Raw genomic sequence first — 21,771 nt, 5'->3', positions numbered from 1 at the left:
GGAGGCCCCGCTAACCGCTGTTACAAGCACGTCGCCGAACCGGGACAACTTCGCCCTAAAGTACGCGCGTTCGAGTGCCGATGAGGGTTGCTTGCCGGAACGCCGTGGGCGGCGCCCCATCAGGAGCGCCGCCCACGACAACCGTTCGGGATCCCCGTGCGCTACGCGTCCGCGCCCGCGTCGCAGACCTGCGCCCGCAGCGCCCGCGCCAGGTCGTCGCGCGACTCCAGGACGAGCCGCCGCAGCGCCGGCGCGGCGCCCTCGTGCGCGCTCAGCCAGGCGTCCGTCGCCGTCAGCGTCGACTCGTCGTCCTGGAGGCCCGGGAACAGCCCGCGGACCACGTCCATGCCGATCTGGATGGAACGCTCCGACCAGATCCGCTCGATCGCCGCGAAGTACTTCTCCGCGTACGGCGCGATCAGCTCGCGCTGCGAGGGCTGGACGAAGCCCGCGATCGTCGCCTCCACCAGCGCGTTCGACAGCGTGTCCGACTCGACGACCTGCGCCCAGGCCTGCGCCTTGACCGCCGCCGAGGGCCGGGCGGCCAGGCAGCGCACCTGGTGCCGCTTGCCGGTCGCCGTGTCGTCGCGGGACAGCTCCTCGCCGATCCGGGCCTCGTCCGCGCGGCCGTGCGTGGCCAGCGGCTCCAGGAACGCCCAGCGCAGCTCCTGGTCGACCTCCAGGCCGTCGATCTTCGCCGAGCCGTCGAGCAGACCCTCGAGGAGCTGGAAGTCCGCCTCCGACCCGGCCGCGGCCGCGAAGAAGCGCGCCCAGGTCAGCTGGTGCTCGCTGCCCGGCTCGGCCACCCGCAGCTCGCGCAGCCCGCCCTCGGCGAGCAGCCGGCCGCCCTCCGCGCGCCACGCGGGTGCCGCGTAGTGCGTGACCGCCGAGCGCGCCCAGGCGTGCACCATCTGGAGCACGCCGATGTCCGTCTCGCGGCCCGCGAAGGCGAGCGCGACCGCGACGAAGTCACGGGCGGGCATCAGGCCGTCCCGGGTCAGGTTCCACAGCGCCGACCAGCACAGCGCCCGCGCGAGCGGGTCCGTGATGTCGCCCAGGTGCTCCCGCAGGGTCGCGAGCGAGCCCTCGTCGAAGCGGACCTTGCAGTACGTCAGGTCGTCGTCGTTGACGAGCACCAGATCGGGCCGGTCCGAGCCGGCCAGTTCGGCCACGACGGTCCGCGCGCCGACCACGTCGGCCTCGGCCCGCGCGTACCGCACGAGCTCGCCGTCGGCGGACAGCTTGTAGAGGCCGACGGCGGCCCGGTGCGGGCGCAGCTCCTCGCCGCCCTGGACGACGGCCAGCTCGGTGATCCGGCCCTCCGCGTCGTACGTCACCTCCGGCGTCAGCGTGTTGACGCCCGAGGTCTGCAGCCAGGACCGCGACCAGGCCTTCATGTCGCGCCCGGAGGTCTCCTCCAGGACGGAGAGCAGGTCGGCCAGACGCGTGTTCCCGTACGCGTGCCGCTTGAAGTAGCGGCGCGCGCCCTCCAGGAACGCGTCCCGGCCCGCGTACGCCACGAGCTGCTTCAGGACCGAGGCGCCCTTGGCGTACGTGATGCCGTCGAAGTTGAGCTTGGCGTCCTCCAGGTCACGGATGTCGGCCGTGATCGGGTGGGTGGACGGCAGCTGGTCGGCGCGGTACGCCCAGGACTTGCGGTTGTTGGCGAAGGTGACCCAGCTGTTGGTGAACCGGGTCGCCTCGGCCAGCACGAAGGAGCCCATGAAGTCGGCGAAGGACTCCTTCAGCCACAGGTCGTCCCACCACACCATGGTGACGAGGTCGCCGAACCACATGTGCGCCATCTCGTGCAGGATCACGTTGGCGCGGCGCTCGTACGCGGCCCGCGTGACCTTGCCCCGGTAGATGTACTCCTCGCGGAAGGTCACCATGCCCGGGTTCTCCATCGCGCCGAGGTTGTACTCGGGGACGAAGGCCTGGTCGTACTTGCCGAAGGGGTAGGGGAAGTCGAAGTTGTCGTGGAAGAAGTCGAAGCCCTGCTTGGTGATCAGGAAGACGTCGTCCGCGTCGAAGTGCTTGGCGAGCCCCTTGCGGCACATCGCGCCGAGCGGGATCTCAAGATCGGTCCCGTCGGCCAGCGTGCGCCGGTAGGTGTCCGTGACGTAGTGGTAGGGACCCGCGACGACACAGGTGATGTACGTCGAGATCGGCGCCGTCTCCGCGAACCGCCACACGCCCTCGGCGTCCCGCTCCCCGGCGCCGTTGCTCCACACCGTCCAGCCCTCGGGGGCCGTCACCGAGAAGAGGTGCGGGGCCTTCAGGTCGGGCTGCTCGAAGGTGGCGTACACGCGGCGGGCGTCGGCCGGCTCGTACTGCGTGTAGAGGTAGACCTCGCCGTCCTCGGGGTCGACGAAGCGGTGCATGCCCTCGCCCGTCCGGCTGTACGCGCACTGGGCGTCGACCACGAGCACGTTCTCGTCGGCCAGGCCGTCCAGGGCGATCCGCGCGCCGTCGAAGACGGTGGCCGGGTCGAGCGCGCGGCCGTTCAGCTCCACCGAGGTGACGGCGGGGGCGATCAGGTCGACGAAGGTGGTGGTGCCCGTGCCCGTGCGCCGGAACCGGATCGTCGTCACCGAGCGGAAGGTGCGGACCTTCTCGCTCGACTCCCCGACCGCCGAGCGCAGGTCCAGGGCGACCTCGTACCCGTCGACGGACAGCAGCTCGGCCCGCTCGCGGGCCTCGTCGCGGGACAGATTCTCACCGGGCACGGTCACTCCTTCGTGGCTCGTTCGAAACAGCACCGATCCTCCCATGTGCCACTGTCGGGCGGCACTCGGGGAATGCCCCGGCCGGGGTGAGACGTTGCTCCGGACGGCGTACAGGTATCCGTCCAAGAGGAGTGACATGTCCGAGAGCAGGACCACCGCCGACTTCTGGTTCGACCCGCTGTGCCCGTGGGCCTGGATGACCTCCCGCTGGATGCTGGAGGTCGAGAAGGTCCGCCCGGTCGATGTCCGGTGGAAGGTGATGAGCCTGGCGGTCCTCAACGAGGACAAGCTCGACGAGCTCCCGGCGGATTACCGCGACATGCTGGAGACCAAGGCCTGGGGCCCGGTCCGCGTGGTGATCGCGGCCCAGCAGCTGCACGGCGACGAGGTCGTCGGCAAGCTCTACACCGCGCTCGGCACCCGCTTCCACAACAACGGCGAGGGCCCGACGCGCGAGGCGATCGCCGGCGCCCTCGCGGACGTCGGCCTGCCGGCCGACCTCGCGGACTACGCCGACAAGGACACGTACGACGCCGAGCTGCGCGCCTCCCACAAGGAGGGCATAGAGAAGGTCGGCCAGGACGTCGGTACGCCGGTCATCTCGGTGCCGGGCGCCGACGGCGACGAGGTCGCCTTCTTCGGCCCGGTCGTCACGCCGACCCCGCGCGGCGAGGCGGCGGCCCGGCTGTGGGACGGCACGCTGCTGGTGGCGGCGACGCCCGGCTTCTACGAGATCAAGCGGACGCGGACGGCGGCCCCGAGCTTCGAGTGACCGCCCCCGGGCATGGAAGGACCCCCGCGATTCACGTCATCGCGGGGGTCCTTCTTTCATCCGCCTGCGAGTGAAGGTTGAGAAGACGATCACGAGCAGGACGAGCGGGGCCCGGTCCGGACGGGGACCGGAGGGCGGCGCGGAACGCGGATCAGAAGGAGATCAGCGGGACGGACGTCTTGGCCGCCTGGTAGCGCTTGTTCACGTCCTGCCAGTTGACGACCTGCCACATGGCCTCGATGAAGTCCACCTTCTGGTTCTTGTACTGCAGGTAGAAGGCGTGCTCCCAGGCGTCGAAGACGAGGACCGGGATCGAGCCCTGGCCGACGTTGCCCTGGTGGTCGTAGACCTGCTCGACGATCAGCCGGCCGCTGATCGGCTCGTAGGCGAGGACACCCCAGCCGGAGCCCTGGGTGGTGGCGGAGGCCTTGGTCAGCTGGGACTTGAACTTGGCGAAGGAACCGAACGACTCGGTGATCGCGTCGGCGAGGTCGCCGACCCCGTCGGCGGCCAGCGGCTCGCCGCCGCCACCCTCCTTCGGGCTGTTCATGTTGTTCCAGTAGATGCTGTGGAGGATGTGGCCGGAGAGGTGGAACGCGAGGTTCTTCTCCAGGCCGTTGATCGAGCCCCACTGCTCCTTGTCGCGCGCCTCTTCCAGCTGCTCAAGGGTGTCGTTGGCGCCCTTGACGTACGCGGCGTGGTGCTTGTCGTGGTGCAGCTCGATGATCTGGGGGTTGATCACCGGCTCCAGAGCCGCGTAGTCGTACGGCAGTTCCGGAAGGGTGTAGATCGCCATGTGCCGAGCCTCTCGCTGCTACTGAGTTATTGCAACCTATATGCAGGTGCAGGCTAACAGCAGCACCGCCCCGAGTTGATCAGTCATCGGTCCTAGGACTCGTGGCGGAGAAACACGGAAGCCCCCGGACCGAGACCGGTCCGGGGGCTTCCGTACGGATGCGTCGTGCGCTCAGGCGTCGTGCGCTCGGGCGTCGTGCGTTCAGGAGTCCTGCGGCTCCCGCGCCCCGCGCTTCTTCTGCAGCGCGAAGCCGACCGCCGCGAGCAGCGCCGTCAGGCCGCCGGTCCAGTACAGCTGGACCCTGGTGCCCTCCTCGCGGGCCATCAGGAAGAAGATCGCCGCCATGCCGGCGAGCGCCACCCAGGTGAGCACCGGGAAGGCCCACATCTTCACGACGAGCTTCTCCGGCGCCTCGCGCTCGGTGCGGCGGCGCAGCAGCAGCTGCGAGACGGCGATGAAGAACCAGACGACGAGGATGATCGCGCCGATGGTGTTGAGCAGCCAGATGAAGATGTCCTCCGGCCGCCAGTAGCTCAGCAGCACGCAGAGGAAGCCGAAGACCGAGGAGACGAGCACCGCGGGGCGCGGGACGCCGCCGAAGGTCCGGCCGAGCGCCTTCGGGCCCTGGCCGCGGGCGACCAGCGAGGTGGCCATCCGGGAGGCGCCGTAGATGTTGGCGTTCATGGCCGACAGCAGGGCGATCAGTACGACCACGTTCATGATCTGGCCGGCCGCGGGGATGCCCAGGTGGTCGAGGGTGGCGACGTAGGGGCCCTTCTCGACGACGGCCTTGTCGTCCCACGGGACCAGGGTCACGATGACGGCCATCGAGCCGATGTAGAAGAGCGCGATGCGCCACATCGCCGTGCGGACCGCCTTCGCGACGCCCTGCACGGGGTGCTCGGACTCGGCGGCGGCGATGGTGACGGTCTCCAGACCGCCGTACGCGAAGACCGAGGCGAGCAGACCGACGATCAGCCCCTCGGAGCCGTTCGGGAAGAAGCCGCCGTCGCCGGTGAGGTTCGCGGTGCCGGGGGCGTCCGAGCCGGGCAGGACGCCGACGATGGCGAGCACGCCGATGCCGAGGAAGAGGACGATCGCGCCGACCTTCAGGGCGGCGAACCAGAACTCGAACTCGCCGAAGTTCTTCACCGCCGCCAGGTTGGTCGCGCAGAAGACCAGCATGAAGAGGGCGACCCAGGCCCACTCCGGGCTGTCCGGGAACCAGCCGGTCATGATCTTCGCCGCGCCGATGCCCTCCAGGCCGACGGCCACGCAGAGCAGGAACCAGAAGGACCAGCCCGCCGTGAAGCCGGCCCACGGGCCGATGGCGCGCTCGGCGTGGACGGAGAAGGAGCCGGAGGCCGGGTTGGCCGCCGACATCTCGCCGAGCATGCGCATCACGAGCATGACGAGCAGCCCGGAGATGGCGTACGCGACCACGATCGAGGGGCCGGCGGCGGCGATGCCGGCACCGGAGCCGACGAAGAGGCCGGCGCCGATGACGCCGCCGAGGGCGATCATCGAGAGATGACGCTGCTTGAGGCCGTGCGTGAGTCCCTGGGAGGGGGGCGTCCCGTCGGCCTTGCGGTCGACGGGCTCGGGCGCGGTGGTCCGTGACATGGGCAGCCCTGTTCATTGCCTGAGACGGGGGAACGGCCCACAGTCTGGGTGGGAGTACCGCTTACAGGGAACAGATGTCCGCTATACGGGCACGAGCTTCACACAAGGTGAAGGATTACCTCCGCTTCGTGCATATCTCGCGCACCCATGCCACGAGCAGTACCGCCCCGGTGGCCGCGCCCGACCACAGCACCTGCGGCCGCGCACCGTCGTCGGTCAGCATCAGCACCAGGACGGCCGCCATCGCGGCCAGCGCCGTCCAGGTCAGCCACGGGAAGCCCCACATCCGCAGCGTCAGCGTCTCCGGGGCCTCGCGCTCGATCCGGCGGCGCAGCCGCAGCTGCGAGACCGCGATCAGACCCCAGACGAAGAGGAGCACCGCGCCGACGGCGTTGAGCATGTAGAGGAAGACGGAATCCGGCCACTTCAGATTGAGCAGCACGGAGACGAACCCGAACGCCACCGAGGCCAGCACCGCGCGGCGCGGCACGCCCCCGCCCGCCACCTTCAGCAGCCCCTTCGGCGCCTCACCGCGCTCCGCGAGCGAGAAGACCATCCGCGAGGAGCCGTACAGATTGGCGTTGAGCGCCGACAGCAGCGCCACGAAGACCACGATGTTCATGATCTGGCCGGCCGCCGGGACCCCGATCGAGTCGAGGACGGCGACGTACGGCGACTGACCCGGCGTCATCGAGGTCCAGGGCAGCAGGGTCACGATGACCAGCATCGAACCCACGTAGAAGAAGAGGATGCGCCAGACGGCGCTGCGCACCGCGCGGGCCACGTTGCGCGCCGGGTCGTCCGACTCGGCGGCGGCGATGGTGACGACCTCCAGGCCGCCGAAGGCGAAGACGACGGCGAGAACACCGGAGACGACCCCGCCCCAGCCGTTGGGCAGGAAGCCGCCCTGGCCCGTGAGGTTCGCCAGGCCCACCGGATCGGTGTCGGGGAGCAGGCCGACGATCGCGAGCGTGCCCAGGGCGAGGAAGAGCACGATCGCGCCGACCTTCAGGGCCGCGAACCAGAACTCGAACTCGCCGAAGTTCTTCACCGCCGCCAGGTTGGCGACGGTGAACACGACCATGAAGATCAGCACCCAGCCCCACTGCGGGACCCCCGGCACCCAGCCGTGCGCGATCTGCGCCGCGCCCGTCGCCTCCACCGCGAGGACCACGACCAGCAGGAACCAGTACAGCCAGCCCACCGAGAAGCCCGCCCAGCGGCCGAGCGCCCGCTCGGCGTGGACGGAGAAGGCGCCCGACGCCGGCATCGCCGCCGACATCTCGCCGAGCATCCGCATGACCAGCATGGCGAGCGTGCCCGCGATCAGGTACGAGAGGACGATCCCGGGGCCGGCGACCGCGATGCCCGCGCCCGAGCCGACGAAGAGCCCGGCGCCGATCACCCCGCCGAGCCCCAGCATCGTCAGATGACGCTGCTTCAGCCCGTGGGAGAGCGGCTCGGGTTCGGGGGCCAGGGGAGCGGGGGCGGCAGGAGGTGCGTCGTGCATGTGGGGGGCTCGTGCCTTCGGAAGCGGTGCGGAGACTCCGGGGCAGGCCCCGGAGGTGTTTATGGGGAACCCACAGTCTCCCCGCTGACCGCCCCTTGGCGCAAAATGGCCCCCGGTCCAGCTCATCGCCGTGACAAGCGTCACGTGGCGCGAGGCATGGATCCGCTTCTTTGTGTGATCCCCACCAAGCGCTCAAGCTCCCCTTTGTGGGCGGCTGATGGTGATCGCGCGCTCACCCCTCGACTACGGTCGACCTGTCCTGACCTCCCTCACCCCCGCGGAGTACCGATGAGCACCGCCACCGCCCCCGTCCGTCCCCTCCGCTCCGGGACGGTCCTGGCCGACCTGCTGCCGTCCTCCCGCGCCCGGGACATCGCCCTCGTCGTCGGCGGCGCCGCGCTCACCGGCATCGCCGCGCAGATCGCCGTCCCGGTTCCCGGCTCGCCGGTCCCGGTCTCCGGCCAGACCTTCGCGGCCCTGCTCGTCGGCACCGCCCTCGGCGCCCGCCGCGGCTTCCTCTCCCTCGCGCTGTACGCGGTCGTGGGCATGGCGGGCGTGCCGTGGTTCGCCCAGGCCTCCTCCGGCTACGCGATGCCCTCCTTCGGCTACATCCTCGGCATGCTGCTCGCCGCCACCGTCGTCGGCGCCCTCGCGCGGCGCGGCGCCGACCGGTCCGTGCTCCGCACGGCCGGCACGATGGTGCTCGGCTCCGCGGTCATCTACGCGGTCGGCGTGCCGTACCTGGCCTTCGCCACCGGGATGACCCTCCCGCAGGCGGTCGCCGCCGGCCTGACCCCGTTCCTGATCGGCGACGCGCTCAAGGCCGCCCTCGCGATGGGCGTGCTCCCGACCGCGTGGAAGCTGCTCGGCGGCAAGGGCTGAGCCTCAGCTCCGTCACAGGCTTCATCCGAAGAGGTTCGCCGGGTCGAGTTCCGACTTCAGCCGGGCGAGCCTCTTCCGCGTCTCCGCGTCGTACAGCTCCTCCTTCGCCCGTCCGTCGCCGAAGACGAAGTTGACCGCCCGGCCCAGCGCCCACGGCGCCAACGCCCCCTCCACGCGCGCGTGGAGCGCGCGGACCGGCTCCACGCCGTCCGCGTCCAGCGGGTAGAGCGCGCGCACCAGGAAGGCCGCCTCGCGGTACGGCACGGTGTTCGGCCGCTCCTTCGCCAGCGCCCCGCCCAGGTGGTTGAGCTGCACGATCGCCATCCGGCCGGCCTTCGGCCCGGTCACGTCGAGCACCGCGGCGGCCGCGTCCGGATCGAGCGCGCTCAGCATGATCCCGTCGCCCCAGTAGGCGTGCGGGAAGTCCGGGTCGCTGTGGATCGTGTGGCTGTCGGTGTACCGCAGCTCCCGCAGCGAGTCGGAGAGCGCCGGGCCGATCGCGCGCAGCGGGGCCACCAGCCGTTCGCCCTCGGCCGCGTCCCCGGTGAAGGCGACCCGCACCGAGATCACGTACCGCCCGCGCAGCTGCGGCGGCAGCATCGGGAGGTCCGGGTAGGCGACCGCGGCCAGCGACGAGGTCAGGGTCTCCGGCAGGGTCCCGGTCCACCGCGCGTACGCGCGCAGGACCGCGGCCGGGTCGGTCAGGGCGCCGTCGAAGGCGATCGCCCCGCCGTAGAGCCGGGCCACCGGGACCAGGCCGGTCTCCAGGGCGGTCACCACGCCCAGGCCGTGCCCGCCGCCGAGCAGCCCCGCGAACAGCTCCGGGTCGCTCGACGCGGTCACCTCGCGCAGGGTGCCGTCGGCCGTGACCAGTTCCAGGGACCGCACGTGGTCGGCGGCCCAGCCGTACTCGCGGGCGAGGATCCCGAGCCCGCCGCCGAGCGTGTACCCGACCGCGCCGACGCTCGGCGCGGAGCCGTTCAGCGGGGCGAGGCCGTGCGCGGCGGCGGCCTCGACGACCCGCGCCCAGCGCACCCCGGCCGCCAGCCGCGCGACGCGGGCGTCCGCGTCGATCCGTAGCCGGTCCATCCGGCGTGTGGTGATCAGCAGCCCGCCCTCGGTGGCCCGGGGCAGCCCGTGCCCGGTGGCGTGGACGCCGACCGGCAGCCCGCGCCCGGCGGCGTACGCGACGGCCGCCCGGACCTCCTCGGCGCCGGTGGCGCCGACGATCAGCTCGGGGCGGACGGCGAAGCCGGTCTGGTAGCCGGCGAGCTCCTCGTCGTATCCGGCGTCGCCGGGGCGGAAGACGTGCTGGGCGGTGAGGGACATGAGAAAGCTCTCCGTTCCTTGGGGGATTCCCTGGGGACACGGAGAGCTTCTCGCCGATACCTGACAGAACCCGTCAGGTATGGATGCGTCTACGGATACGCCGGTGGACGCGCGTGCGGAGTCAGTCCTTCGCGGCGGTCTCCACGGCGTCGGCCGGCTCCGCGGTCTTGCCGAAGCGGTCGCGGATCACGGCGACGGCCACGACCAGGCCCGCCACGAGCAGCGACAGGACGACCTGCTCACGGGCCGAGCCGCCGTTGTAGAGCATGTAGCCGAGGACGAAGACGATCATCGCGATGGTCGCCCAGGTCAGGTACGGGAACAGCCACATCTTGACGAGCAGCTTCTCCGGGGACTCGCGCAGGATGATCTTGCGCATGCGCAGCTGCGAGAAGCAGATGACCAGCCAGACGAAGAGGGCGATGGCACCGGACGCGTTCAGCAGGAAGGCGAAGACGGTGTCGGGCCACTTGTAGTTGAAGAAGACCGCGACGAAGCCGAAGATCACCGAGCCGAGGGTGGCGGCCTGCGGCACGCCCTTCGAGTTGAGCTTGGCGAAGGCCTTCGGCGCGTCACCGCGGCGGCCGAGGGAGAAGGCCATGCGGGAGGCGGTGTAGAGGCCCGAGTTCAGGCAGGACAGCACCGCGGTCAGGATGATCACGTTCATGATCTGGCCGGCGTGCGGGATGCCGATGGAGTTCAGCGCCGCGACGTACGAGCCGTCCTTCTGCAGCGACGGGTCGTTCCACGGCAGCAGCGAGACGACCACCAGGATCGAGCCGAGGTAGAAGATGCCGACCCGCCAGATCACGCTGTTGGTGGCCTTGGCGACCGCGCGGCGCGGGTCCGAGGACTCGCCGGCGGCGAGGGTGACGATCTCGCTGCCCATGAAGGAGAAGACGACCATCAGGATGCCGGTGAGGATCGCGCCGTAGCCGTTCGGCAGGAAGCCGCCGTGCTCGGTGAGGTTGCTCAGACCGGCGGCCGAGGTGTCCGCGCCCGGCAGCACGCCGAAGATCGCGAGCCCGCCGACCACGATGAAGGCGGCGATGGCGACGACCTTGATGCCCGCGAACCAGAACTCGAACTCGCCGTAGGAGGCGACCGAGCCGAGGTTGGTGGCGGTCAGGACGACCATCACGATGAGCGCCCAGGCCCACTGCGGGACGGCCGGGATCCAGCCGTTGAGGATGTCCGCGCCCATGGTCGCCTCGACGGCGAGCACGACGACCCAGAAGAACCAGTACAGCCAGCCGATGGAGAAGCCCGCCCAGCGTCCGAGCGCCCGGTCGGCGTGGGCCGAGAAGGAGCCGGAGGTCGGGTTGGCGACCGACATCTCGCCGAGCATCCGCATCACGAAGACGACCATGGTGCCCACGAGCGCGTAGGACAGCAGGATGCCGGGGCCGGCGGCCTGGATGCCGGCGGCGGAGCCGCCGAACAGTCCGGCGCCGATGACGCCACCGATGGCGATCATGGAGAGGTGACGGTTCTTGAGACCGGCCTTGAGTCCGTCGGACGACTGCGAATCACCGGGGTTTCCGGTGGCGCTGCCTTCCTTCGCAAGGGTCGGCTGCGTGTTCATGAACGCTTCCTTACGTCTGTGGGGCACTCGGGTCACGAGCCCGAGCATTGAACACCGGACTGCGGCGAGATCGGAAGGGCCGACTCCGGATCGTTGCGTAAGGGCCAAAGGTCCATACCGATCCGGACCAAGGCCCCGACCCCGCTGACCGCTACCCCGCCCCGCGCGTGCCACACTCGGAACCATGCGCGTGTACCTCGGCTCCGACCATGCCGGCTTCGAACTCAAGAACCACCTCGTCGAGTGGCTGAAGGCCCATGGCCACGAGCCCGTCGACTGTGGTCCCCACATCTACGACGCCCTGGACGACTACCCGCCGTTCTGCCTGCGTGCCGCCGAGAAGACGGCCGCGGACCCGGACAGCCTGGGCATCGTCATCGGTGGCTCCGGCAACGGCGAGCAGATCGCCGCGAACAAGGTGAAGGGGGTCCGCGCCGCCCTCGCCTGGAGCGAGCAGACCGCCGCCCTCGGCCGCGAGCACAACAACGCCAACGTCGTCTCCATCGGCGGCCGGATGCACACGGAGGAAGAGGCGACGAAGTTCGTCGAGATCTTCCTGAACACCCCGTACTCCGGTGAGGAGCGTCACACCCGCCGGATCGAGATGCTCTCCGCCTACGAGACCACCGGCGAGCTCCCCCCGATCCCGGCCCACCACCCGCAGCAGGGCTGACGCCCCCGCCTCACCCGTGCCGCCGGCCGAGCCCGGCGGCACGGTCGTGCCGTCCCGTGCCGCCACGTCCCGTCGGGTTCCGTCCCGTCGGGTTCCGTTCCGTTCCGCCAGGAGAGCAGCTGTGCCCGAGGGGCATACGATCCACCGCCTCGCCCAGGACCACCTGACGCGCTTCGGCGGCTCGTCCCTGCGTGTGAGCAGCCCCCAGGGCAGGTTCACCGACAGCGCGGCGCTCCTCGACGGCCGGGTGCTCGACGGCGTCGACGCCCACGGCAAGCACCTCTTCCTCGGCTTCGGTGACAACGGCTGGGTCCACATCCACCTCGGGCTCTTCGGCAAGGTGAACTTCGGCGACGCCCCCGCGCCGCCGCCCACGGACACCGTGCGGCTCCGGCTCGCCAACCCCGAGGCGTACGTCGACCTGCGCGGCCCCACCACGTGCGCCCTGATCACCGACCCCGAGAAGCGGGCGATACACGAGCGCCTCGGCCCCGACCCGCTGCGCGACGGCGACGATCCCGACCGCGCCTGGCGCCGGATCTCCACGTCCCGTACGACGATCGCGGCCCTCCTGATGGACCAGAAGGTCGTCGCGGGCGTCGGGAACGTGTACCGGGCCGAGGTCCTCTTCCGCCACGGCGTCGACCCGTACCGCGCGGGCAAGGACCTCACGCGGGCCGAGTGGGACGCGATCTGGACGGACCTGATCGCCCTGATGCGCGAGGGCGTCCGCAACAACCGCATCGACACCGTGCGCCCCGAACACACCCCCGAGGCCATGGGCCGCCCGCCGCGCGTCGACGACCACGGCGGCGAGGTCTACGTCTACCGCCGGGCCCTCCAGGCCTGCCACATCTGTGGCGGCGAGATCCGCACCGCCGACCTCGCCGCCCGCAATCTCTTCTGGTGCCCGGGCTGCCAGCAGCGCTGACGGCCGTCGGCGCCCGCTAGAACCCGTGCGGCAGCCACGGCGCCACGGGCGAGCCGAACGCCACCGACGCCTCGACCAGCGCGCCCGCCCGCAGCTCCCGCACCCGACCGGCCGCGGCCAGCGACGTCAGACTCACGCCCCCGAGGTACGCGGCGCCCAACTCCCGTACGGACAGTGCGAGATCGGCCGGGTCGTCCGTACGGACGCACACCGCCCCCTTCGCGTCCCCGGTCAGCCGCCAACGCCCCTCGTTCCACGGGCAGAACGCGTCCGCGACCTCGAACACCACGTCCACCGGCGCCTGGTACGTCCGCGCCTCGAGCGCCGCGCCCACCTCCACCAGCCGCAGGTGCAGCCCGTCCCGCTGCGTCGGCGAGCAGCGCCGCACGTCCGACACCAGGTGCTGCCAGGCGTCGTCCACCGGCCGGCTGTGGATCCGTACCGTCGACGTCAGGTCGACCGAGCAGAGGAACCGCCACAGCGCCGCCTCCGCCGCCGGATCCAGCGCCTCCAGGTCCCGCACCAGCACCACACCCTCGGCGCCGGCGGGCGACCAGTCGGGCTTGACCGCGTACCGCGCGAAACCGACGACCTCCCCGGCCCGCTCCGCGAGCACACACAGCTGCGGCGACGCGCCGCCCCGCTCGCTCGCCGGGTCGCACAGCGCCTGCTTCTCCCAGCCGGGCTGCCGGGCGAGCATCCCGGGCCGGGTCGGCACCTTCCGCGCGTAGACCGCCTCGCACGCCCCCAGCGCCTTCGCCGGATCCGCCAGCCGCAGCGTCACCTCGTCCGTGCCCTCGGGCACGGTCAGCCGCACCCGGTTCGTGTCGATCTCCGCCCGCGTCGAGTACGCGGTGATGCCGTAGCCGAACCGGCCGTAGATCTCCGGCTCCGAGGCCGTCAGGACGGCCAGCGGCTCGCCACCCGCCCGCACGTCGTCGAGCTGGCGCCGCATCATCGCGGTCAGGATCCCGCGGCGGCGGTGCGTCGGCGCCACCCCCACCATCGTGACGCCCGCGGCCGGCACCAGCGCCCCGCCCGGCACCGACAGCCGGAACGAGAACGCCCCCGAGGTCCCCACACAGCTCTCGCCGTCCCAGACGCCGTACGAGCGCTCGCACTCGGTCAGCTCCCGGTAGAGCGCACGTTCCTGCGGCGACTCCGCCACTCCGCCGAAGGCGAGCTCCAGCATCCCGTACCACTCGTCCCACTCGGCCGGCTCGAGTACGCGCAGTTCAGTCGTCATATGCCATCGATACCAGCGCGCGGCAGCCCGAGGCGACCCGTTTTCGCTCGCAATGTCTCAGGGGTCCCCCTGCACGAGGTCCGCGCGGGTGGATAGGGTCCAGGCCAATGAGAACTCGCGCCGGTGTCGATTCGTACCCGGCCCGGATGCGCAGGAGCGCACACCGGGCCCGCGTCGCGCTGCGCAGATCCGGCGTCGACTACTTCCGCGGCGAGGGCTCCGACTGGCTGGCCTTCGGCGCGCTGCTGCTGACCGTCCCGGCCATCACCGCCGGAACCCTGGCCGACCCGGTCTGGTGCGCGCCCGCCACGCTCGTCCTGCCGATCGTCGCCGGCGGCCTGCTGCTGCGCCCCGCGAGCCTGCTCGCCCTGTACGCGGCCGCCGCCGGCGCCCTGATCGTCGAGTCGCTCGTGCTCGGCCCCTACACGCAGGGCCCCGCCCGGGTCACCCCCGGCACGGTCCTCGTGGTCGCCGCCTGTGGGTTCTTCGGCCTGCTCATCGCCCAGTTCCGGGCCCGCGTCGGCGTGCCCTGGCGACGCGGCGGCACGATGCTCTTCGACCTGCGCGAACGGATCAGGGCCCAGAGCGCCCTGCCCCGGCTCCCCAAGGGATGGCACCGCGAGATGGCGCTCCGCCCGGCCGGCGGCCAGTCCTTCTCCGGCGACTTCGTCGTCGCCGCCCGCACCCACGGCGGACGCACCCTGGAGGTCCTCCTCACGGACGTCTCCGGCAAGGGCATGGACGCGGGATCGCGCGCGCTGCTGCTCTCCGGGGCGTTCGGCGGGCTTCTCGGCTCCCTGCCCCCGCACGCCTTCCTGCCGGCCGCCAACGGCTATCTGCTGCGCCAGGACTGGGACGAGGGCTTCGCCACCTCCATCCACCTCGTCCTCGACCTGGAGTCCGGCGACTACGAGCTGCTGTCCGCCGGGCACCTGCCCGCGCTCCAGCTCCACGCGGGCACCGGACGGTGGGAGGAGAAGGCCGGCGAGGGCCCGCTCCTCGGTGTCTACGACGGCGCCGAGTTCCACCCGGTCAAGGGCTCCCTGCGGCCCGGGGACGTCCTGATGCTCTTCACCGACGGGCTCGTCGAGTCCGCCGACCGGGACATCGCCGAGGGCATCGACCGGCTCACCGGCGAGGCCGACCGCTACGTCGCCACCGGCTTCGAGGGCGCCGCCTGGCACCTGATCGAGGCCTGCGCGAAGGACGTCAACGACGACCGCGCGCTGCTCCTCATCAGCCGCAAGGGCTGAGGACCCGAAGGCCGGGGGTGGGGGAATCCCCACCCAAGATCGACCGGCAGCCGCCATGGTTCCCGTACCGCCCCGATCCGTACGTTCGAGACATCGTCACGGACCCACGGAGGAACCCCCATGGCTGCCCTGCGCCGCACCCAGCGCACCGAGCACCCCGCACCGCCCGCGCGCACCGGCGCCGCCGGCACCGGCCTCGCCGTCGAGCTGACCGGCGTGCGCCGCCAGTACGGCAGGGGAGCGGACGCAGTCCACGCGCTGCGCGGGATCGACCTGGCCCTGCCGCACGGCAGCTTCACCGCCGTGATGGGTCCCTCCGGCTCCGGCAAGTCCACCTTCCTGCAGTGCGCCGCGGGCCTCGACCGCCCCACCGCGGGATCGGTCCGGCTCGGCGGCACGGAGATCACCGGAATGAGCGAGAACAGGCTCACCGAGCTGCGCCGCAGCCGCCTCGGCTTCGTCTTCCAGGCGTTCAACCTGCTGCCCTCGCTGACCGTCGAGCAGAACGTGCTGCTGCCGATGCGGCTCGCCGGACAGCGGCCGGACCGGGGCCGCGCGGCCGAGGTCCTCGGCCAGGTCGGCCTCGGCGACAAGGGCGCCCGCCGCCCCTCCGAGCTCTCCGGCGGCCAGCAGCAGCGGGTCGCCCTCGCCCGCGCCCTCGTCACCCGGCCCGATGTCGTCTTCGCCGACGAACCGACCGGCGCCCTGGACACCACGACCGCCGCCGAGGTCCTCGCCCTGCTCCGCGGCGCCGTCGACCGCCTCGGCGCGACCGTCGTCATGGTCACCCACGACCCCGTCGCCGCCGCCCACGCCGACCGCGTCCTCTTCCTCGCCGACGGGGCCATCGCCGACACCCTGCCCCGCACCAGCCCGGCGCGGATCGCCGACCGCATGCGCACGCTCACCGCGCCCGCGCCCGCCGCGCACGCCGGGGTGGCCGCCTGATGAGTCTCTTCCGCCCCAACGGGCTCGCCCGCGCCGCCGTGCGCTTCAAGCCCTCGTCCTTCGTGGGCACCTTCGTGGCCCTGTTCCTGGCCGCCGCCATCGTCTCCGGCTGCGGACTGCTCCTCCAGACCGGCGTGACGGCCACCGTGCCGCCCGAGCGGTACGCGGGAGCGCCGGTCGTCGCCGCCGCCGACCAGGAGGTCCACCGCACGGTGACCATGGGCGGCGAGAAGGAGACCGAGTCGGCCGCCGTCCCCGACCGGGCCCGGCTCGACGCCTCCCTCGTCGCGAAGGCCGCCGACGCCCCGGGCGCCGCCCGAGCGATCGGCGACGTCAGCTACCCCGTACGCCAGGACGGCACACCCCGCACCGCCCAGGGCTGGTCCTCCACCGCCTTCACCGGCGTGACCCTCGCCTCGGGCCGCGCCCCGGGCCCCGACGAGGCCGTCGTCGCCACCGGCACCGCCCGCGTGGGGGAGCGGATCACCCTCGCCACCCCCGTCGGCGAGCGCGCGTTCACCGTCTCCGGCCTCACCGCGAGCCCCGGCGTCCGGCTCTCCGACGCGCAGGCCCTCGCCCTCTCCGGCCACCCCCGCACCGTCGACGCCATCGCCGTCCTGCCCGAGCCCGGCACCGGCCCCGACGCGCTGGCCGCTGCCGTGGCCCACACCCTCGGCGACCGCGCCCAGGTGCACACCGGCGACGACCGCGCCCGCGCCGAAGGCGCCGCGCTGCCCGCCGCCAAGGAACTGCTCACCGCGCTCGGCGGCTCCTTCGGCGGCATCGCGACCCTCGTCGCGATCTTCACCGCCGCCGGGACCGTCGCGCTCTCCGTCGCCCAGCGCGCCCGCGAGTTCGCCCTGCTCCGCGCCATCGGCGCGACCCCGCGCCAGCTCCGGCGCTCCATCGCCACCGAGGCCCTCCTCGTCGCGCCCGTCGCCGGCCTCCTCGGCTGCCTGCCCGGCGCCGCCCTCGCCACCTGGTGGCTCGGGCAGCTCAAGGAGAAGGGCGCCGTCCCCGAGGCCCTCGCCCTGAACCTCGGCCCCATCCCGTTCGCCGCCGCACTCGTCGCCGTCGTCGCCACCGCGCTCCTCGCCGGCCGCCTGGCAGCCCGCCGCCCCTCCCGGACCAAGCCGGGCGAGGCGCTCGCCGAGGCCGCCGTCGAACGCCGCGCCCTCGGCAAGGTCCGGACCCCGCTCGGCCTCGCCGCCGCCGTCGGCGGAGTCGCCCTCGCGGGCGTCGCCGCCTCGCTGTCCGGCGAGGACGCCGCCAACACGGCCCTGGGCGTCGTCATGCTCTTCATGCTGGCCGTGGCCCTGCTCGGACCGCTCCTGGCCCGGCTCTGCGCGAGCCTCTTCGGGCTGCCGCTGCGCGGCTCGGGCGCCGCCGGCTACCTGGCCGCCGCCAACTCCCGCACCAACGCCCGCCGGCTCGCCTCCGCGCTCACCCCGATCGTGCTCGCGATGTCCTTCGCCTCCACGCTGGTCTTCCTGCACACCAGCACCGACCGCGCCACCGCCGACCAGCAGCGCGCCGCCGTCGTCGCCGACCACGTGGTCACCGCGCCCGGCGGCCTGCCCACCGCGGCGGCGCGGCGCGCCGCCGACACCCCGGGCGTCACCGCGGCCGTCGCGGTCCAGCGGACCTCCGTCCTGCTCCCGTCCGACAGCCAGGGCTTCCGCACCGCCTCCGCCCAGGCCGTCTCCGCCGACCCGTCCCCGGTCCTCGACCTCGGCGTCCGTACGGGCTCCCTGGCGGCCCTCGCCCCCGGCACGGTCGCCCTGGACACCCGGCTCGCGGACGCGTACGACGTGACGACGGGCGACCGCGTCGAGCTCCTGCTCCCCGACGGCACGAAGACCACCCCGCGCCTGGTCGCCACGTACACCCGCGGCCTCGGCACGGCGGAGGTCACCCTGCCCGGCGCCGCCCTGACCGGCCACGTCACCGCCCCGTACGCCACCGAACTCCTCGTCCGCGGCGGTACGGCGACGGCCCTGACCGGCCTCGGCACGGTCACCGACCCGGCCGGCTGGACCACCGCGCAGAGCACCGAGCGCGCGCTGAACGCCTGGGCCAACTACACGATGGCGGCCGTCCTCGGCGGCTTCGCCGCCGTCGCCGCGGCCAACACCCTGGTGATGACCGTCCTCGACCGCCGCCGCGAACTCGGCACCCTCCGGCTGATCGGCACCACCCGCCGCCAGGTCCTGCGGATGATCCGCTGGGAGGCCCTCCTGGTCACCCTGGCGGGCCTGGCCCTCGGCACCGGGATCGCGCTGGCCACCCTGGTCCCGATGACCAACGGCCTGACCGGCGAGGCCCCCACCGTCCCGCCGCTCCCCTACGGCTCCTTCGCGGGCGCCGTCGTGGTCCTCGGCCTGCTGTCCACGGCCCTGCCCGCCCGCGCCGCCCTCCGCGGCCCGGCGACGTAGCGCCCGGCGCCGCCGTACAGTCGGCGCATGCCGTACCTCACCCTCGCCCAGGTCGAGTCCCTCGCCGTCGCCGCCCACGCGGGCCAGACCGACAAGGCCGGCCGCCCGTACGCCGAGCATCTGCGGGCGGTGGCCGAGGGGGTACGGGCCCGGGGCGGCAGCGAGGAGCAGATCGCGGCGGCCTGGCTGCACGACGCGGTCGAGGACGACGCCCTCTCCGCCGAGTGGCTGGATTCGGCCGAACTCCCGCGCGCGGTCAAGGACATGGTGCTCGCGCTCACCAAGCGGCCGGGCGAGGATCTGGAGGCGTACACCCAGCGGATTCTCGCGGTCCCCGGCGCTCTCCTCGTCAAGGAGGCCGACCTCGCGCACAACGCCGACCCGGCCCGCCTCGCCGTTCTCGACGAACCGACCCGCACGCGCCTGACCGGCAAGTACGCCACGGTACGGGCGCTGCTCGGGCTCACCGCCGACTGAGTCCTGGCCGCCGACGCCTCGAGTCGATCAAGACGAAAACCGTTCGCCCTGGCTCGATTCGTACGCCGACGATTCGTCACCCGGCGTCGGTGGGCAAGAAGTTGGTGGCACGATGGATGCAGCGGGGGTGTTCTGTGACGTGCGCTCCCGGGCGGCTAGGTGGGACCGACCGAGGGTGTGATCAGTATGGCCATTTCGCTATCCGTGGTGCTGCTGCTGGCGATCGTTCTGGTGGTGCTGATCCGCGGCGGGAGCCTGAAGGGCGGCCCGGCCGTCGTGGCGGTCCTCTTCGGCTTCTTCCTCGCCTCCACGGGCATGGCCGACGACATCCAGCGCTTCCTCGACTCGATAACGCAGACGGTCGGCGCCATCAAGTTCTGAGCCGGCGCCCGTCCCGACCCGCGCTCCCACCTCCGAGCCGTAACCCCGGGCCCGGACGGAGCTCCCGCCTTCGGGCGGTGCTCCAGCCTTCCGGGCGGTGCTCCCGAGCCCGGGTCCTCGCCGTCGGCCCCCGCTCAGGCCTTCTTCGCCGCCGCCCGCTTCGTCCTCGTGCCCCCGCCGGTGCCCGCGCCGCTCCGCGTGCGCTTGGCGGGCGCCGCCTTCCGCGTCCGCGCGCTCGGTGCGGCCTTCTTCGCGCCGGCCGCACCCTCGGCGCTCTCCGGGGCCGGGGCCGCCGCCGCGGCGGGAGCCTTCCGCCGACCCCCGGTGGGCCACTTGAACTCGATCTCCAGCTCGACCTCGCCGTCGCCGATCTCGAACTCCACCTCGGCGAGGACTTCGTCGGGGACCCTCAGCTCCAGCGTTCCGCCGATCAGCTCCACCTCCGCCTTGTCGCCCTTCCGCAGCGCCTCCGCGAACGCCGTCAGCAGATCCGCCGCGTCGAAACGTGACATCGGGTGCTTCTGCTCGAACTTCAGATCCTTCACGACTGCCTCCGATGGGGCGTCCACGCCGACAGGAACCGACAGGACCAAGGGACGAGGAACAAGGGACGAGGAACAAAGGGGACAGTTCCCATCCTGCGACCGCACCACGGAAAACGCCTCGGGGCCGGGCCGGAGGAGTGATCTCCGGCCCGGCCCCGAGGCCGGAAGAGCGGGCGACGGGAATCGAACCCGCGTAGCTAGTTTGGAAGACCCCGTATGCGGGTGGCGGCTGAGCTGGCAAGACGCTGACCTGCGCGTTCCCGGCTCGCTCTCCGCTGTTCCCCGAGGCTCCCCGCTACTTGCTGTCCCATCGGGCACGTCAGGGGCACGGCCTCACTCGTAGATCCGGGCGGCAGCGAGGGCGCGAGCGAAGAACGTCCAGTCGCCTTGGGGCGGTAGATCCTGCCCATGGTTGCCGTACCACCCGGGCGCATCCGAGACCCAGGCTTCCAGAGCCTCCAAGAAGGCGTCCAGCGTCCCGTTCTCCCACTCCGCGCCATTCTCCGCATGGTCCGCTCGTAGGCGTGCCAGGAAGGCACTGAAGGCTTCTCGGTCGCCAAGGTGGTCGTCTGCTGCAAGAGGTCTCGTCATGACCGCGACCCTATGGGCGCCCACGCGTGGGTGATCACGGGCTACACCCCGACAACGCGGTGCCCCATCCAGGCTTTGAGGTCTGGTCTCATCCCTATCAGGTCGATCATGGGGACTCTGGGACCTCGCGCGACACGCCCCGCGCGCCGTCTGGCCTGCCGCTGATGTTCGGCGTCGATCGGCGAGATTCGCACTCGCTGGTGTCACCCGTTGATGTCGCTGCGCGCTTGTCTGTCTCGGTCGCGTGGCGCGCCTTGATCTTGCATGGTCAACAGAAAGGCAAGCGCGGCGACCGCGATGGCCCCGTCGCGAATGGTTGTGTTCCGAGGGAGCACGCCCCCGAACCAATAGACGACAAGCCCGGCAGCAAACGTCAGGCTTCCCCAGCCGTACGCACGCGGGCGGTGGACGCGTCGCCGCTGCCACGGCATCAGCCAACCCCAGCGGAGTGCCGCCGCCCCGTTGATACCGGCGTGTAGCGCAATCAGGCAGACCACGATGCCAACGTACGGGAGCACGGCTCACCCCTCCTTTGTGGCGGGATCATGGCATGTCCCCGAGCCGTGGGCCAGGTGCGGTGAACGTAGAGCGGCCTTGGGCTGGAGCTGTCACGGGGCACTGGTCCGCCGGCCTTTCCCACGGCTCGCCCTGGCTCCCATCCCGTCTGCCGTCGACCCACACACCGTGGAGCAGGCGCGGTGCCGGGCGTCCAGGTGGAGCGCGCCACTGTACGAACGACCTGGACGCCCGGTGCCGTGTCTGCTCGGCTCTGCCTGGGTCGATGGCAGACGGGATGGGAGCCCCCACCGCCACACCCCACTGGCCGGCACCCGCGAACGGCGCCCCGCCATCCCGGAGCCTGAGCGCCCCCGCCGGAGGCATCATCCTTGACCCGCGGCTGCGCTATTGCTTTCTCGACCGCCCGCTGCACGTGGCGCGCCGCCGGGCGGGGCCGCCGCTGGCGAAGACAGTGGCGGCGGCCCCGCCGTAAAGGCGGCGCGCTCCCGCGCCGTGCGCGGGTCTTGATGAGGTAGAGAAACCTGTAACTCGGCTTCGTCCACTGGG

The 21,771-nt window shown here is 72.1% G+C and carries 18 protein-coding genes; 9 read left to right on the top strand and 9 right to left on the bottom strand.

Annotated elements, in window-relative coordinates:
• Positions 1–161 precede the first annotated feature (161 nt).
• A complete protein-coding gene (pepN, locus tag AB0E14_RS03545) occupies positions 162–2,729 on the bottom strand; it encodes an aminopeptidase N (RefSeq protein ID WP_362411250.1) in 2,568 nt (855 codons plus the stop codon).
• A 136-nt stretch (positions 2,730–2,865) separates the two neighbouring features.
• Here pepN and AB0E14_RS03540 point away from each other — a divergent pair, with 136 nt between their 5' ends.
• Complete coding sequence (locus AB0E14_RS03540; protein WP_362411247.1) at positions 2,866–3,501, top strand: DsbA family protein; 636 nt, start codon at positions 2,866–2,868, stop codon at positions 3,499–3,501.
• 151 nt (positions 3,502–3,652) lie between these two features.
• Here AB0E14_RS03540 and AB0E14_RS03535 read toward each other — a convergent pair whose 3' ends face one another.
• The 3 genes from AB0E14_RS03535 to AB0E14_RS03525 form a co-directional block, all read right to left on the bottom strand.
• Entirely contained in the window at positions 3,653–4,297 is a 645-nt protein-coding gene (locus AB0E14_RS03535) for a superoxide dismutase (protein WP_362411244.1), read from the bottom strand.
• 201 nt (positions 4,298–4,498) lie between these two features.
• A complete protein-coding gene (locus AB0E14_RS03530) occupies positions 4,499–5,920 on the bottom strand; it encodes an amino acid permease (protein ID WP_362411241.1) in 1,422 nt (473 codons plus the stop codon).
• A 115-nt stretch (positions 5,921–6,035) separates the two neighbouring features.
• Positions 6,036–7,430 (bottom strand): amino acid permease, encoded by a 1,395-nt coding sequence (locus tag AB0E14_RS03525; protein ID WP_362411238.1) that lies wholly within the window; start codon positions 7,428–7,430, stop codon positions 6,036–6,038.
• 288 nt (positions 7,431–7,718) lie between these two features.
• On the opposite strand from AB0E14_RS03525, the gene AB0E14_RS03520 reads away from it, so the two are divergent.
• Positions 7,719–8,312, top strand: a complete 594-nt coding sequence (locus AB0E14_RS03520; protein WP_362411235.1) for a biotin transporter BioY — start codon at positions 7,719–7,721, stop codon at positions 8,310–8,312.
• Between the two features lie 21 nt (positions 8,313–8,333).
• On the opposite strand, the gene AB0E14_RS03515 is transcribed toward AB0E14_RS03520, so the two are convergent.
• Together AB0E14_RS03515 and AB0E14_RS03510 are read right to left on the bottom strand one after the other, a co-directional pair.
• Positions 8,334–9,641 carry an FAD-binding oxidoreductase gene (locus tag AB0E14_RS03515; RefSeq protein WP_362411232.1) on the bottom strand — a complete coding sequence of 436 codons (1,308 nt, stop codon included), beginning with the start codon at positions 9,639–9,641 and terminating at the stop codon, positions 8,334–8,336.
• Positions 9,642–9,762: 121 nt separating this feature from the next.
• Positions 9,763–11,226: an amino acid permease gene (locus AB0E14_RS03510; RefSeq protein WP_362411229.1), complete on the bottom strand. Its 1,464-nt coding sequence runs from the start codon at positions 11,224–11,226 to the stop codon at positions 9,763–9,765.
• A gap of 184 nt (positions 11,227–11,410) precedes the next feature.
• Between AB0E14_RS03510 and AB0E14_RS03505 the strand changes: the two genes are divergently transcribed.
• Complete coding sequence (locus tag AB0E14_RS03505; protein WP_362411226.1) at positions 11,411–11,899, top strand: ribose-5-phosphate isomerase; 489 nt, start codon at positions 11,411–11,413, stop codon at positions 11,897–11,899.
• A gap of 121 nt (positions 11,900–12,020) precedes the next feature.
• Positions 12,021–12,830: a DNA-formamidopyrimidine glycosylase family protein gene (locus AB0E14_RS03500; RefSeq protein ID WP_362411223.1), complete on the top strand. Its 810-nt coding sequence runs from the start codon at positions 12,021–12,023 to the stop codon at positions 12,828–12,830.
• A 16-nt stretch (positions 12,831–12,846) separates the two neighbouring features.
• Here AB0E14_RS03500 and AB0E14_RS03495 read toward each other — a convergent pair whose 3' ends face one another.
• Complete coding sequence (locus AB0E14_RS03495) at positions 12,847–14,076, bottom strand: GNAT family N-acetyltransferase (RefSeq protein WP_362411220.1); 1,230 nt, start codon at positions 14,074–14,076, stop codon at positions 12,847–12,849.
• A gap of 107 nt (positions 14,077–14,183) precedes the next feature.
• On the opposite strand from AB0E14_RS03495, the gene AB0E14_RS03490 reads away from it, so the two are divergent.
• The 5 genes from AB0E14_RS03490 (at position 14,184) to AB0E14_RS03470 (ending at position 19,570) form a co-directional block, all read left to right on the top strand.
• On the top strand, positions 14,184–15,329 hold the full coding sequence (locus AB0E14_RS03490) for a PP2C family protein-serine/threonine phosphatase (protein WP_362411217.1): 1,146 nt from the start codon (positions 14,184–14,186) through the stop codon (positions 15,327–15,329).
• A 120-nt stretch (positions 15,330–15,449) separates the two neighbouring features.
• Entirely contained in the window at positions 15,450–16,277 is an 828-nt protein-coding gene (locus tag AB0E14_RS03485; protein WP_362411214.1) for an ABC transporter ATP-binding protein, read from the top strand.
• Positions 16,277–18,712 carry an FtsX-like permease family protein gene (locus tag AB0E14_RS03480; protein ID WP_362411211.1) on the top strand — a complete coding sequence of 812 codons (2,436 nt, stop codon included), beginning with the start codon at positions 16,277–16,279 and terminating at the stop codon, positions 18,710–18,712. Before AB0E14_RS03485 ends, AB0E14_RS03480 begins: the two co-directional genes overlap by 1 nt.
• 27 nt (positions 18,713–18,739) lie before the next feature.
• Positions 18,740–19,189, top strand: coding sequence for an HD domain-containing protein (locus AB0E14_RS03475; RefSeq protein ID WP_362411208.1), 450 nt, complete (start codon positions 18,740–18,742; stop codon positions 19,187–19,189).
• 186 nt (positions 19,190–19,375) lie between these two features.
• Positions 19,376–19,570, top strand: a complete 195-nt coding sequence (locus tag AB0E14_RS03470) for a hypothetical protein (RefSeq protein ID WP_352187837.1) — start codon at positions 19,376–19,378, stop codon at positions 19,568–19,570.
• A 134-nt stretch (positions 19,571–19,704) separates the two neighbouring features.
• On the opposite strand, the gene AB0E14_RS03465 is transcribed toward AB0E14_RS03470, so the two are convergent.
• Together AB0E14_RS03465 and AB0E14_RS03460 are read right to left on the bottom strand one after the other, a co-directional pair.
• Positions 19,705–20,115 (bottom strand): amphi-Trp domain-containing protein, encoded by a 411-nt coding sequence (locus AB0E14_RS03465; protein ID WP_362411205.1) that lies wholly within the window; start codon positions 20,113–20,115, stop codon positions 19,705–19,707.
• A 333-nt stretch (positions 20,116–20,448) separates the two neighbouring features.
• Positions 20,449–20,706: a hypothetical protein gene (locus AB0E14_RS03460; RefSeq protein ID WP_362411202.1), complete on the bottom strand. Its 258-nt coding sequence runs from the start codon at positions 20,704–20,706 to the stop codon at positions 20,449–20,451.
• Between the last annotated feature and the right edge of the window lie 1,065 nt (positions 20,707–21,771).

Source organism: Streptomyces sp. NPDC047981 (genome assembly GCF_040653315.1).
Taxonomy (GTDB): Bacteria; Actinomycetota; Actinomycetes; order Streptomycetales; family Streptomycetaceae; genus Streptomyces.
The sequence above is the reverse complement of the archived record's forward strand: the minus strand, read 5'-3'. Positions and strand labels throughout refer to the sequence as shown.